The sequence below is a fragment of the Salinibacterium amurskyense genome (genome assembly GCF_002797685.1).
GTDB classification, from domain to species: Bacteria; Actinomycetota; Actinomycetes; order Actinomycetales; family Microbacteriaceae; genus Rhodoglobus; species Rhodoglobus amurskyensis.
In genome coordinates this window covers 1-13,266 of record NZ_PGFH01000001.1, presented here as the reverse complement: position 1 = coordinate 13,266, position 13,266 = coordinate 1, and the positions used below count along the sequence as shown (strand labels likewise).

At 62.5% G+C, this 13,266-nt stretch carries 13 protein-coding genes and 1 tRNA gene; 13 read left to right on the top strand and 1 reads right to left on the bottom strand.

What is annotated here, in order from left to right:
• Positions 1–9 precede the first annotated feature (9 nt).
• On the top strand, positions 10–759 hold the full coding sequence (locus CLV85_RS00070; RefSeq protein WP_100387593.1) for a FadR/GntR family transcriptional regulator: 750 nt from the start codon (positions 10–12) through the stop codon (positions 757–759).
• A gap of 31 nt (positions 760–790) precedes the next feature.
• Positions 791–1,528 (top strand): SDR family oxidoreductase, encoded by a 738-nt coding sequence (locus CLV85_RS00065; protein WP_100387592.1) that lies wholly within the window; start codon positions 791–793, stop codon positions 1,526–1,528.
• A 92-nt stretch (positions 1,529–1,620) separates the two neighbouring features.
• Here the strand turns inward: CLV85_RS00065 and dgoD are convergent, their stop codons facing one another.
• Complete coding sequence (gene dgoD, locus CLV85_RS00060) at positions 1,621–2,766, bottom strand: galactonate dehydratase (protein ID WP_100387591.1); 1,146 nt, start codon at positions 2,764–2,766, stop codon at positions 1,621–1,623.
• A gap of 98 nt (positions 2,767–2,864) precedes the next feature.
• Between dgoD and CLV85_RS00055 the strand changes: the two genes are divergently transcribed.
• The 11 genes from CLV85_RS00055 (at position 2,865) to CLV85_RS00005 (ending at position 12,952) form a co-directional block, all read left to right on the top strand.
• Positions 2,865–3,218 (top strand): DUF1801 domain-containing protein, encoded by a 354-nt coding sequence (locus CLV85_RS00055; protein ID WP_205030302.1) that lies wholly within the window; start codon positions 2,865–2,867, stop codon positions 3,216–3,218.
• 161 nt (positions 3,219–3,379) lie between these two features.
• On the top strand, positions 3,380–4,834 hold the full coding sequence (locus CLV85_RS00050) for a glyceraldehyde-3-phosphate dehydrogenase (RefSeq protein ID WP_100387589.1): 1,455 nt from the start codon (positions 3,380–3,382) through the stop codon (positions 4,832–4,834).
• Between the two features lie 90 nt (positions 4,835–4,924).
• Positions 4,925–5,953: an isopenicillin N synthase family dioxygenase gene (locus CLV85_RS00045; protein WP_100387588.1), complete on the top strand. Its 1,029-nt coding sequence runs from the start codon at positions 4,925–4,927 to the stop codon at positions 5,951–5,953.
• Between the two features lie 325 nt (positions 5,954–6,278).
• Entirely contained in the window at positions 6,279–7,385 is a 1,107-nt protein-coding gene (locus tag CLV85_RS00040; protein ID WP_100387587.1) for a Gfo/Idh/MocA family protein, read from the top strand.
• Entirely contained in the window at positions 7,382–8,230 is an 849-nt protein-coding gene (locus tag CLV85_RS00035) for a fumarylacetoacetate hydrolase family protein (protein ID WP_100387586.1), read from the top strand. The genes CLV85_RS00040 and CLV85_RS00035 overlap by 4 nt, the downstream gene beginning before the upstream one ends.
• Entirely contained in the window at positions 8,227–8,976 is a 750-nt protein-coding gene (locus tag CLV85_RS00030; protein ID WP_100387585.1) for an SDR family NAD(P)-dependent oxidoreductase, read from the top strand. The genes CLV85_RS00035 and CLV85_RS00030 overlap by 4 nt, the downstream gene beginning before the upstream one ends.
• Before the next feature lie 86 nt (positions 8,977–9,062).
• Positions 9,063–9,138: transfer RNA gene (locus CLV85_RS00025), tRNA-Arg, on the top strand.
• Positions 9,139–9,221: 83 nt separating this feature from the next.
• Positions 9,222–9,614 carry an HsmA family protein gene (locus CLV85_RS00020; protein ID WP_100387584.1) on the top strand — a complete coding sequence of 131 codons (393 nt, stop codon included), beginning with the start codon at positions 9,222–9,224 and terminating at the stop codon, positions 9,612–9,614.
• A gap of 99 nt (positions 9,615–9,713) precedes the next feature.
• A complete protein-coding gene (locus CLV85_RS00015) occupies positions 9,714–11,291 on the top strand; it encodes a carbohydrate-binding domain-containing protein (RefSeq protein WP_100387583.1) in 1,578 nt (525 codons plus the stop codon).
• A gap of 126 nt (positions 11,292–11,417) precedes the next feature.
• Positions 11,418–12,200 carry a DUF427 domain-containing protein gene (locus CLV85_RS00010; protein WP_100387582.1) on the top strand — a complete coding sequence of 261 codons (783 nt, stop codon included), beginning with the start codon at positions 11,418–11,420 and terminating at the stop codon, positions 12,198–12,200.
• An 11-nt stretch (positions 12,201–12,211) separates the two neighbouring features.
• Positions 12,212–12,952 (top strand): NAD(P)H-hydrate epimerase, encoded by a 741-nt coding sequence (locus CLV85_RS00005; RefSeq protein WP_100387581.1) that lies wholly within the window; start codon positions 12,212–12,214, stop codon positions 12,950–12,952.
• Positions 12,953–13,266 lie beyond the last annotated feature (314 nt).

The following is a 13,266-nucleotide window of genomic DNA, read 5'->3' as shown; positions in this document are numbered from 1 at the left end:
ATCGCGGGGATGACTACTTTCTCACGTCGAGGTTTGCACGGCCACGTTGTTGACGTGCTCGGTCGCCGCATCATGCGGGGCGAACTCGTGTCGGGAGACATCATCGATCCGGATGCGCTGCTCACCGAGTTTCAGGTCAGTCGCACCGTCGTCCGCGAAGCGATCAAGGTACTCACAACTAAGGGACTCGTGGATGCACGACCACGGCTCGGCACTTATGTGACCCCGCGTGAGCGCTGGCAATTGCTCGATAGCGACGTCATGACCTGGCGTTCGGAGGGCGTGCCCGATCCGCTTCTCGTGCTGGAGCTCAGCGAGGTGCGGCAAGTGCTCGAACCCGCTGCGGCCCGCCTCGCTGCCGTACGCCGCAGTGACGAGCAATGCGCCGAGATCGAAGCGGCAATGGTCGACCTTGCCGCGACCTTCGAGAACACCGAGGTCGAGTCGCACGTGAAGGCTGACTTGGCTTTTCACCGGGCGATCTTGGCAGCATCCGGCAACGAACTTTTGGCACGCTTCGAAGTGGTTCTCGAGCCCGCGCTGCATGCTCGCGATGAGCTCGCCTTCGCCCACGAAACCACCACGCAATTCTTAGATGAGCATCGGGCTGTCGTGACCGCAATCGTGGCCCGCGATGCCGAGGCAGCCGGAACTGCGATGAAGATCCTCATGGATCAGTCGAACCGTGACTCCGAAACCATCGTGAGCAAAGACGCGGCCGGGGCAGAACTCGTCTCGAATCGAAAGCCGGCGCTCTAATGGTGGCCCTCGCGACCGGAAGGCTGCAGGCATGACCCGCACCGTGCTCATCACTGGCGCCGGCAACGGAATCGGCGCTGCTGCTGCGCGCCTCTTCGCTGCCTCCGGTGACGATGTGGTTGTCACTGATATTGACGTGGATGCCGCTGCCGCGGTCGCCGCCGAGATCGTTGCGGCCGGCGGCGCAGCGACCGCCCATCGCCTTGACGTCGCGGATTCCGAGCAGTGGCAGCAGCTCTCGCTCGAGCTGCGCTCCGCGAATCGCCCGCCCGCGGTCATCGTCAATAACGCGTTCTTTCAAGTCACCGGCATAGCGCACGAACAGAGCGAAGGCGATTGGAACCAGCAGCTTTCGGTGACTCTGTCATCCGTGTACCGAGCGATGCGCACCTTCCATGACACCCTCACCGCCGCCCGCGGCAGCATGGTGAATGTGTCGAGCGTGCACGGGGTGCTGTCGTGGGCCGAGCAGCCTGCCTATGGTGCCGCAAAGGGCGGACTCATTTCGCTCACCCGTCAGTTGTCGCTCGATTACGCCCCGCACGTGCGCGTGAATGTCGTGCTGCCCGGATCGATCGAGACGCGGCAGTGGGATCACCAAGGGCCTGAAGCTCAAGAGTTGGCGCGACGCCAGGCCACTCTGCAGCGACTGGGTAAGCCTGAAGAAGTCGCCTCGGTCATCCAGTTCTTGGCCGGTGACGGTGCCTCGTACATCACCGGTGCCTCGCTCGTCGTTGACGGCGGTATGACAACAACGCTCGGCGCTTAGCGCGCGTTCGCTGGCGCGCGCCCTGCTGCGGCCGCAATCGAGCGCTCGGCTCGGCTATCGCTGGCGCTGTCGGCCAGCTACCACTCGGCCAGCTACCACTCGGCGAGTGACCCGTCGTCGTTACGCCAGACGGGGGAGCGCCACTGGTGCCCCACCTTGTCGGCGGCGCGCACAGCGGCCTCATCGATATCGATGCCGAGCCCGGGCGCGGTTAGCCGCTCGATGTAGCCACTCGTGAAGTCGAAGACGCTCGTATCCATCAAATATTCGAGCACGTCTGATCCGACGTTGTAGTGGATGCCGATGCTCTGTTCTTGAATCAAGAAGTTCGGGGTGTTGAACCCGACTTGCAAACTCGACGCCAACGCGATCGGCCCGAGCGGGCAGTGCGGCGCGAGCTGAGCGTCGAACATGTCCGCGAGGGCGGCGATGCGGCGCACTTCGGAGATTCCGCCCGCGTGCGAAAGATCGGGCTGCACGACGGCGATTCCGGCCTGAAGTGGACCAAGGAACTCGTTGCGGGTGAAGAGGCGCTCGCCGGTGGCGATCGGGATCGACGTTGACGAGACGATGCCGTCGAGCACGTGCGATTTCTCGGGCACGACAGGTTCTTCGACAAAGAAGGGAGCGTGAGGCTCGAGAAGGGGGAGGATGCGACGGCTGTTCGCCGCGGTCATGCGTCCGTGAAAGTCGATCGCGAAATCCCGGTCGGGGCCAAGGACCTCGCGGGCGAGCGCAGCCCGGTCGACGACCTCGGCGACGGCGCTCACGGTGCTGAGGGGCGACATCCGCCCGCTTGCATTCATCTTGATCGCGGTCAGGCCCGACTCGACTTGCTGGGCAATGTTGTCGCGCAGCTCGGAGGGCTCGTCGCCGCCGACCCAGCCATACATGCGGATGCGGTCGCGAACGGCGCCGCCGAGAAGGTCGTGAATGGGAACGCCGTGCGCCTTGCCCGCAATGTCCCAGAGCGCTTGGTCGATGCCGGCAATCGCACTAGAGGCGACAGGGCCGCCGCGATAGAAGCCTCCGCGGGTGAGCACTTGCCAATGGTCTTCGATGCGAGTGGCGTCGAGCCCCACGAGGTATTCGGCGTGCTGTTCGACAGCGGCGCGCACGATGTCGGCCTGGCCTTCGACAACGGGTTCACCCCAGCCGACGATGCCGTTGTCCGTCTCGACGCGCACAAAGAGCCAGCGCGGCGGCACGAGGAATGTTTCGATGCGTGCGATCTTCACGATGCCCCCTCGGTTGCTAAATCCTATTATCGTACTATTCGATGACGAGGGCAGGAATGCCTCGAGGATCGCGGCCGGCTGCGAGTACAGTGAGCGCTATGAGCGACGCGACTACCCACCCCAGCGACTGGCGAAGTGAACTGCTCGACCAGCTCCGTGCTCTCATCGTCGAGGCGCTGCCTGAGGTCGTCGAAGAAGTGAAATGGAGAAAGCCCTCGAATCCGGCTGGCGTTGCAGCATGGAGCCTCAACGGACTGATCTGCACGGGGGAGACCTATAAAGACAAGGTGAAGCTCACCTTCGCCAAGGGGGCATCGCTCGACGACCCGGCTGGCCTTTTCAACGGCAGCCTCGACGCAAAGACCCGCCGGGCGATTGATCTGCACAACGGCGACACTATTGATCCGGACGCCTTCCGAAATCTCGTGCGTGCGGCTGCGGAACTCAACTAACTGAGCGTTAAAAACTGCTCCCTTTGGCGCTGGCTCAACAGTTGCCCGAATTGCAGGGGTCCACTCGCGTTCTGGTGCACGCTCTCTGAAACAATGGAGGCGGGGCCGCGCGTCACAAACGCGCCCACTCGCCCCGAGACAGTGCAGTCGGAAGGAACCTGATGCAGCGCGAACACAGCGACGAATTTGACCGATGGAATGCCCGCCAAGAACTGGCCGAGGCAATGATTCCCCTCATCGGTGGGCTGTATCGCAACCACGGCGTCGTGACCTCGATTCACGGGCGTCGACTCATCAACCAGTCTCCGGTTGAGGTGCTCAAGGCGCACCGTTTCGCTCGCCAGCTTAACGAGGCTGAGCTTCCGATCGAAGAGACAATGCCGATCATGGTGGCGTTGTCGGGGATGGCCCTCAACTCGGCATCCATCGACCTCGCCAAGCTCGTCAACCGCTACCGCGAAGTGGGCGGCGACCTCGGTGAATTCCTGACGACCGAACTCGCGCCCGTGCTCAAGAACGGTGCCGAAGACAAGCCGGCGGGCGTGGATGTCGTACTCTACGGTTTCGGACGCATCGGTCGACTGCTGGCCCGCATCCTCATCGCGCACGCCGGCAACGGCGACGGGCTGCGCTTGCGCGCCATCGTCGTGCGCCGCGGATCAGACAACGACCTGGTCAAGCGCGCCAGCCTGCTGCGTCGTGACAGCATCCACGGTCCGTTCGAGGGCACGATCTCGGTCGACACCGACGCCAACACGATCCTGGCGAACGGCACGCTCATCCAGGTCATCTACTCGAACGACCCCGCCACGGTCGACTACACCGAGTACGGAATTTCGGATGCCATCGTCGTCGACAACACCGGCCGCTGGCGTGACCAGGAAGGCCTCAGCCAGCACCTCGCCGCCCAGGGTGTGAAGCGTGTTCTGCTCACCGCCCCCGGCAAGGGCGAGATCAAGAACATCGTCTACGGCCTCAACCACGACACGATCGAAGACGGCGACACGATTCTGTCGGCTGCCTCGTGCACGACGAACGCCATCTCGCCGGTGCTGAAAGCCATTAACGACAGTTACGGCATCGAGCATGGGCACGTTGAAACCGTGCACTCCTACACGAACGACCAGAACCTCACGGATAACTTCCACTCCGGTGACCGCCGCGGCCGCTCGGCCCCAATGAACATGGTCATCACTGAGACGGGTGCGGCGAAGGCAGTCGCGAAGGCTGTTCCGGAACTGGCGGGATTACTCACCGGCAGCGCCATCCGAGTTCCGACTCCCAACGTGTCGATGGCGATTTTGAACCTTAACCTTGCGACCGAGACGACCCGCGAAGAAGTGAACCGCTACTTGCGCGGGCTCTCGCTGGATTCGACCCTGCAGCAGCAGATCGACTTCATCGATTCGCCCGAGGTCGTGTCGAGCGACTTCATCGGTTCGCACCGCGCGGGCATCGTTGACGGGCTCGCCACGATCAGCACAGGCAAGCATCTCGTGTTGTACGTCTGGTACGACAACGAGTTCGGGTACACGAGCCAGGTGGTGCGCGTGATCGAACATATGGCGCAAACGCACCCGCAAGTTATTCCCGAACGCGCCGCAGTCGGAGCATAATTTTCCGAACTGTGATCGTGTGACGCCCGTGCCTCACGCTGTGAGCGTAACAATGGGAACTTCTCAAACTTCGCGTGTAAATATCGTGACATGAACGATTCCGCGCTCCCAGTCATTGACCTCTCGCTGCTTGATGGCGGCCCCGAATCGGCCGCTAAATTCCGGGATGATTTGCTGTGTGCGACCCATGATGTGGGGTTCTTTTACCTCGTTGGTCACGGTGTCGAAGAATCGTTGATGGATGACCTGCTTGCGGCATCCCGCGAGTTCTTTGCCCTGCCCGCTGAGCAAAAGTTGGCTGTTGAGAATGTCAACAGCCCGCAGTTCCGCGGCTACACGCGAGTGGGTGGCGAGCTGACCGAGGGCAAGACCGACTGGCGTGAACAGATCGACGTGGGCCCCGAGCGCGACGTGGTCGACAACGCTGCCGGGCTCGCTGACTACTGGCGCCTCGAGGGACCGAACCTGTGGCCGGATGCCGTGCCGCAGCTTCGCGAGTTGGTCAACGAGTGGAACGACAAGCTCAGCGCTGTCTCACTGCGCCTGCTGCGCGCGTGGGCCCAAGCGCTCGGTGCGCCGGAGGACGTGTTCGATCACGCCTTTGCGGAGAAGCCGTTCCCGCAGCTCAAGATCGTGCGGTACCCCGGTGAATCCAACCCGGAGCCCAAGCAGGGCGTCGGTGCCCACCGCGATGGCGGCGTTCTCACGCTGCTCATGGTGGAGCCGGGCAAGGGCGGCCTGCAGGTCGACTTCCAGGGCGAGTGGGTGGATGTCCCGCCCAAGCCGGGTGCGTTCGTCGTCAACATCGGCGAGATGCTCGAACTCGCGACGGAGGGTTATCTCAAGGCGACCCTGCACCGCGTCATCTCCCCTCTGATCGGCGATGATCGCATCTCGATCCCGTTCTTCTTCAACCCGGCTCTCGACACCGTGATGCCGCAGTTGCAGCTGCCACCCGAGCTCGCCGCTCAAGCGCGCGGACTCTCGCTCGACCCCACGAACAGCCCGATCCTCGAAACGTACGGAGACAATGCCCTCCGCTACCGAATGCGGGCGCACCCCAACGTTGCCCAAATTCATCACGATGATCTGATCCAGGGCCCGCGGGGTGCGATCTAAGGCCGCTCGCTAGCGCTATTTGCTGACACAACGACAAGTGCGGCTCACCCTTGCGGGTGGGCCGCACTTGTCGTTGTGGCGCACAGCTACCCTCGACGCCTTCCGCGTGCTTGCCAGCGTTGGAAATTCAGGAGATTCGTCTGCTCGTAGCTCCCAACGTGCCAATAAAGCCATCGCGCGCTCGAATTTCCTGAATTTCCGAAGGCCGGCGACATTTGCCAGTGCCGCCACCCCGCGGAGTTCCCGCCCGCCGCATTGCCGCCTCCACGCGTTTGATATATCGTTTGATCACGAGTTTTACCGTCTATGAGAGCCGGAGCACCCCGTGTCGCACTTTCCAGAACGTGAGCCAGCCGAGGCCTACACGGTGGCGCTGCCGCAACATCCGCGGCCCGTCGTCATGATTGGCGCCGGCGGAATCGTCAAAGACGCTCACTTGCCGGCCTACCGCAAGGCGGGGTTCGAGGTGTGGGGGATCGTGAACCGCACGGCGGCCAAGGCGCAGGCGCTGGCCGATGAGTTCGGCATCCCGAATGTGTACACGTCGTTGTCGGATGCCGTAGCGGCGGCTCCGAAAAATGCCGTCTACGACCTCGCGCTCATGCCCGAGCAGTACCCGGCAGTGCTCGACCAGCTGCCTGATGGTGCGGCGGTGCTCATCCAGAAGCCGTTTGGGCAGAACCTGGCCGAGGCGCGAGTGCTGCTCGAGATCTGTCACCGCAAGAACCTTGTTGCTGCCGTCAATACGCAACTGCGGTTCGCGCCGTACATCGCGGCCGCTCGCACGCTCATCGCCGAGGGCGCGATTGGCGAGCTCTATGACATGGAAATCCGCATTGCGACCGAGACGCCGTGGGAGATCTTCCCGCACGTGCTCGGCATCGAGCGGCTCGAACTCAACATGCACAGCGTGCACTACATGGATCTGGTGCGCTCGTTCTTGGGCGACCCCGACGGTGTGAGCGTGGCGACGGTGCGGCATCCGGCCAAGCCTCAGGTCTCGAACACTCGCTCGACGATCATCATGCGGTACCGCGATCGGCCGCTGCGGGTCACGATCAGCACGAACCACGACCACGGATTCGGCGGCGAGTTCGAGGAGGCGTTCGTGAAGTGGGAGGGCACCAAGGGCGCCATTCGCGCGCAGTTGGGCCTCATGCTCGACTATCCGCGCGGAGGCCCCGACGCTCTCGCTATCGCCTATACCGACAAGCCCGAGCTGGGCTGGCAGCCGGTACCGTTTGAGGGCAGCTGGTTCCCGGATGCCTTCATCGGTTCGATGAGCGCGCTGCAGCGTTTCCTCGAGGGCTCAGTTTCTGAACTTCCGACCTCGGTCGACGACGTCATGCACACCATGGCGGTCGTCGAGGCCGGTTATGAATCACAAGAGCGCGAAGGTATCGCGCTGGCAACGAAGGAGAACACTCAGTGAGATTCGCGCGACTCGGGCCGGTTGGCTCAGAAATCCCCGTCGCTTTGCACAACGGGGAAGCTTTCGATCTGCGGTCGATCGCTGCCGACATCAATGGGGCATTCTTCGCCGCGGATGGTGTTGCTGCCGCGAAGGCTGCGCTCGCCGCAGGCACTCTTCCCGCTGTGGCTACCGAGGGTGTTCGTGTGGGTGCGCCCATCGCGCGCCCCGGCAAGATCGTGTGTGTGGGCCTCAACTACAGCGACCACGCCGAAGAAACGGGCGCGACGCTGCCCGATGAGCCCGTCATCTTTATGAAAGATCCGAGCACGATGGTCGGCCCCTTCGACGATGTGTTCATCCCGCGTACGAGCGAAAAGACCGACTGGGAGGTCGAGCTCGGCGTCGTGATTGGCGCGACCGCTCGCTACCTTGAGTCTCCGGATGACGCGGCTGCCGTAATTGCCGGTTACGCCGTGTCGCACGACGTTTCCGAGCGCGCCTTCCAACTCGAACGTGGCGGAACCTGGGACAAGGGCAAGAGCTGCGAGACCTTCAATCCGTTCGGGCCTGAACTGCTGACCGCTGACGAGGTCGCCGACCCTCAAGCCTTGGGCTTGCGCCTGTGGGTGAACGGTGTCGAACGCCAGAATGGCACGACCGCGAACATGGCCTTCGGCGTGAACCACATCATTTGGTACCTGAGCCAGTTCATGGTGCTGCAGCCCGGCGACGTCATCAACACGGGAACCCCGGCAGGCGTCGCCATGGGCATCGAGGGCCAGCCGTACTTGCGCGCCGGCGACGTCGTTGAACTCGAGATTGACGGCCTCGGTCGCGCTCGCCAGACTCTGGTGCAGGCATGAGTGCCGAGTTCGACGGTCTCGTCGCCCTCGTCACGGGTGGCGCTTCCGGCATCGGCCTCGCCTCGGCCCTCGCGCTAGAAGAGCGCGGTGCCACGGTTGCGGTGCTCGACCTCAACACCGAGGGGTTGGATGCTCGGCTCCATGGGTTCACCGCCGACGTGTCAGATCGTGCCTCCGTCGACGCCGCTGTTTCTGCGGCCGCCGAGAAACTGGGCGGCATCGACATCGTCGTGAACAACGCCGGCATCAGCGCGGTCGGAACTGTCGAAGAGAATGACGACGCCGAATGGGCGCGCGTTCTCAACATCAACGTCATCGGAATGGCACGAGTGTCGGCGGCGGCGATGCCGTGGCTGCGCCAGTCTGAGCACGCCGCGATCGTGAACCTGTGCTCCATCGCCGCGCTCAACGGCCTCCCGCAGCGTGCGCTCTACGGCGCCTCGAAGGGGGCCGTTCTCGCGCTGACCTACGCGATGGCCACCGACCATGTGGCGGACGGTGTGCGCGTCAACGCGGTCAGCCCCGGCACAGTCTCGACCCCATTCGTGGAGCGGATGCTGCAGGGCTTCGACGATCCGGTCAAGGAACGTGCCGCTCTGGATGCCCGCCAGGCCACCGGACGCATGGTCACGCCCGAAGAAGTTGCCGGCGCCGTCGCGTACCTAGCGAGCCCGCTCTCGGGCTCAACGACGGGCACCGCGCTCGAAGTTGATGGCGGTGTGGCGCACCTTCGCGTCAGAAAATAGGCGTTCGCGGCATCCATCTGGCAAAAGTGTCATTGAGAGGCCGAAACCGCTGGTATAGTTTTCTGGTTGGCGAAAGTCAATGAGATGCGCCCGTAGCTCAGCGGATAGAGCAATTGACTACGGATCAATAGGCCGGGGGTTCAAATCCCTCCGGGCGCACCAGCTGAAAGCCTCACATTCGTGTGGGGCTTTCGTCGTTAAGAACCACTTTCGCCCGCGGGCCGTGAACAGGCCACACTAGAGAGATGCTGCTGCCTGCGATCATCCTCATCACACTGGCCCTCGTGTTTTACACCGTCGGGGTGTGGAGCGAGCGAGTGCAGAGGGTGCTCAAACCGTGGCACGTCGTGCTCTTCGGGCTGGGATTGGCGGCGGATGCCACGGGCACATTCCTGATGAACCTGATCGCGACCGAGAATCGTGCAGCCGGCATCGAGCAGAGCGCGTTGAACCAGCTGATGGGCGTCACGGGAGTCATCGCGATCGTTCTCATGGCCGTGCACCTCGCTTGGGCGATCGTCGTGCTGGTGCGCAACCGTGAAGCCGAGAAGACCAGCTTTCACCGACTCTCTGTCATCGTGTGGGGAATCTGGCTCGTGCCGTACATTGTTGGCGCCCTGGGATCGAGCCTCGGCTAGAGCATTTCAACATGCACGGCTCACGCATATCTCGCTCATAGAAATCTCATAGAGAACCTCGGTGTGATGTAACACGTCACCCAACAGAGGAGCTTGATCATGAAGCGAAATCACTTCACCCTTACCGCCGCAGTCAGCACGTTCTTGATTGGCGGAGTGCTGTTGGCCGGATGCTCGACCGCCGTTGAAACTCCCGCCGTCACCTCCAGCGTGACCGCCGAGATCAGCGAGGCGAACGTCGACCTGAACCTGGGACCTGTTGCGACAGAAGTCCTCGCGGCGAACGCGAACTCAACGACTACCAACGACGACGAGTGGACCCTCGATGGCGCCGTTTCGATCGCCCTCGACGGCTCCACGGCAACTGCCGACGGCGATGGCGTGAGCGTCTCCGGTTCCACGATCACCATTAGCGCGGCCGGAACCTACATTCTCTCGGGGCAGTTCGATGGCCAAGTTGTCGTCGACACCGACGATGAAGCTGTTGTTGCCCTCGTGCTCGATGGCGCCGAAATCTCTAGCTCAACAAGCGCCGCGATCGCGGTCGCTAACGCCGAAGACGTCGTCGTTTCGCTCAGCGGAACCAACACGCTCTCCTCCACGGGAGATGACGCCGACTACAACGCCGCGCTCTTCAGCGACGCCGACCTCACCATCTCGGGCGACGGATCGCTCACGGTAAGCAGCTCGGTCAACGACGGCATCACGAGCCATGACGACCTCGTCATCCTCTCCGGTGACATCACGGTTACCGCCGGCGATGACGGTCTGCGCGGCAAGGACTCCCTCACAATCGAAGGCGGCACCGTCACGGTGGATGCCGGCGGCGACGCGCTCAAGTCAGACAACGACGAAGACGAAACTCGCGGCTACGTCTACATTGCGGGTGGCACTGTCGCTCTCACCGCGGCGGATGACGGAGTTCAGGCCCAGACCGACATCGTGATCGCGGGCGGTTCGACCACGCTCGCGGCTGAAGACGACGGGCTCAAGTCTGAGGTCAACATCGTGGTCTCGGGCGGCGGAACCGCTGTCACCGATTCTTACGAAGGCATCGAGTCGTACTACATCACGATCGAGGGCGGCGTTCTTGCGGTCAACGCAAGCGATGACGGCATCAACGCGACGAGCGGCACCAGCACCACCACCGACATCGGCGGCATCGTCGAAGCGGATGACGGAGCAATGGTGTCGATCACCGGCGGCGAGACCACGGTCAACTCTGCCGGCGACGGAATCGACTCCAACGGGTCGATGCTCGTCACGGGCGGTATGACCACGGTGTTCGGATCGTCAGAAGACCGTGAGGGTGCGCTCGATGCGAACGGCACCATCGTGGTCGATAGCGGAACAGTGCTAGCGGTCGGTATGACCTTCATGGCGACGTCACCTGAAACGTCTTCGGCACAGGGCTGGGTGAGCGCTTCACTCGAGCAGGCGTATGGCGCCGACCAGACGGTTCAGGTGCTCGATAGCAGCGGCACAGTGGTTGCCGAGTTCACCTCGGTCAAGTCCTTCCAGTCGGTCGTGTTGTCGGATGCCGCCATCACGAACGGCGAGACCTACACGGTCACGGTTGACGGCGACACCGCCGGAACCGTGACTGCCGGAGTCGCTGCAGCGGGCAGCGAAAGCGCCGGTGGCGGAGCTCCCGGCGGGGGAGCACCTCGCCCGTAGTCCGGCGCGGGAGCGATCTCCGTCAGTGTTCATCCGTGGGGGATGTGCACTGGCGGCGATCGCTGTTTTTGTTGTTCCTCACAGGCGACGGTGACAGGCTAAATCCACTGACGAAAGAGAGCGCTGATGAACGACTACCCAGCAATGATCACCGAGAAGAACTTCATTCAGCCTGTCCCGCGTCGCATTCGCGGATACTTTGCTGGCGAACTTCTCTTTGACACCACACAGGCGATCTATGTGTGGGAGTGGGCGCCGTATCCGCAGTACTACATTCCTATCGACGACGTGAATGATGACGTGCTTGTCGATGAAGAGCAGGAGAAGCACGAGTCGCGCGGTACCTATATGCGGCTCGGTCTCAAGTCGGGCGAACGAGAGCAGTCGTCCGCTGCCAAGCTGTTTTCGGATGATTCCCTTCCCGGTCTCGCTGGCATGGTGCGTTTTGATTGGGATGCGCTTGACTCCTGGTTCGAAGAAGACGAGCAAATCTTCGTGCACCCGCGTAGCCCGTACGCTCGCGTGGACGCTATTCGCTCCACGCGCACGGTGCGTGTTGAGCTCGACGGGGCCGTTCTCGCCGAGTCGTCGTCTCCGGTCATGGTCTATGAAACCGGTTTGCCGACGCGGTACTACCTCAATCGCACCGATGTGAACTTTGAGCACCTCGTGCCTAACGACACCGTCACCGAGTGTCCCTATAAGGGAACCACTACCGATTACTGGTCAGTGAAGGTGGGCGACACGGTTCACGACGATCTGGCGTGGTCATATTCGTTCCCCACACGCCAGTTGCTTCCGATCACCGGCCTGGTGGCGTTCTACAACGAAAAGGTCGACATCTTCATCGACGGTGTTGAGCTCACGCAGGCCAAGACGCACTTCTTCCCGTCCACGCCCGCGAGCTAACGGAGCCCGTTGTGACTGCGAGTTCCTTCCGAACGGATGCCGGACTCGTCGTGCCCGCAATTACGACGACGCAGATGCGCGAGGTCGATCGGATTGCGATCGATGAGTTGGGGCCAAACCTCTATCAAATGATGGAGAACGCGGGCGGCAATCTGGCGTCGCTGTGTGTGGAGCTCCTCGGCGATCGCTGGCCATCAGCACCGATAGTGGTGCTGGCCGGAACCGGAGGCAACGGTGGCGGCGGAATCTGCGCCGCCCGCCACCTGGCCAACCGCGGTGGCAATGTCACTCTGGTGATCTCTAACCCGTCTCATCTCAAGGGCGTTCCTGCTGACCAACTCGCGCTCTACCGCGCCACTGGCGCACGAGTTGCGACGGTCGCTGACCTCGACACCGTGGATGCTGACCTGCTCGTCGATGCCGTGTTGGGGTACAGCCTCGATGGTGCACCGCACGGGGCAGCTGCTGAACTCATCAGATGGATGTCGCGCCACCCCGCCCCGGTCGTCTCTCTCGACATCCCATCTGGGGTCGACTCCACAACCGGCGTAGCTCCAGGCGCTCATGTCTCCGCGACCCACACGGTGACGCTCGCTGCTCCGAAGACGGGGTTGGATGCCGAAGCCGTCGGCACTCTCTGGCTGGCCGACATCGGAATTCCTCGTGAGGTTTATCGGCGGGTAGGTATCGAGCTGCCTCCCGCACTCTTCGCTCCGGGTTATCGAGTGCAACTTCGAGCGTCGAAAACATAGTGTTTTAGTGGCCTCATTTTTGCGACACGCCCGGGATGTGGGCGGTGTTGGCGAGGGGGGCAAAATGCACGTAATGTTTCCTCTTGTCACCCCAAAGGTGCGGAAGTCCCGGGCAGTTCTGCTGCTAGGTTTCCGGCCTCAAGTGGGGGCCACCATCCTCCACAACTTTCGAGTTGTGGTCGAGTCAAACAGCGGAATTCCTTTCATTAGGATCCGACTTCAGATCTTAGGATGAGTATCCGCTTCATGCGTGTGTCGGTTGGTTGTTTCGGGCTGTTTCGGTCCGGGATTGCTGGTTTGACAAGCAGGCTGAA

What these genes read in the sequence shown, in the direction of transcription:
- CLV85_RS00070 (WP_100387593.1), top strand. Translation starts at nt 10, where the DNA reads ATGACTACTTTCTCACGTCGAGGTTTGCACGGCCACGTTGTTGACGTG.
- CLV85_RS00065 (WP_100387592.1), top strand. Translation starts at nt 791, where the DNA reads ATGACCCGCACCGTGCTCATCACTGGCGCCGGCAACGGAATCGGCGCT.
- CLV85_RS00055 (WP_205030302.1), top strand. Translation starts at nt 2,865, where the DNA reads ATGAGCGACGCGACTACCCACCCCAGCGACTGGCGAAGTGAACTGCTC.
- CLV85_RS00050 (WP_100387589.1), top strand. Translation starts at nt 3,380, where the DNA reads ATGCAGCGCGAACACAGCGACGAATTTGACCGATGGAATGCCCGCCAA.
- CLV85_RS00045 (WP_100387588.1), top strand. Translation starts at nt 4,925, where the DNA reads ATGAACGATTCCGCGCTCCCAGTCATTGACCTCTCGCTGCTTGATGGC.
- CLV85_RS00030 (WP_100387585.1), top strand. Translation starts at nt 8,227, where the DNA reads ATGAGTGCCGAGTTCGACGGTCTCGTCGCCCTCGTCACGGGTGGCGCT.
- CLV85_RS00020 (WP_100387584.1), top strand. Translation starts at nt 9,222, where the DNA reads ATGCTGCTGCCTGCGATCATCCTCATCACACTGGCCCTCGTGTTTTAC.
- CLV85_RS00015 (WP_100387583.1), top strand. Translation starts at nt 9,714, where the DNA reads ATGAAGCGAAATCACTTCACCCTTACCGCCGCAGTCAGCACGTTCTTG.
- CLV85_RS00010 (WP_100387582.1), top strand. Translation starts at nt 11,418, where the DNA reads ATGAACGACTACCCAGCAATGATCACCGAGAAGAACTTCATTCAGCCT.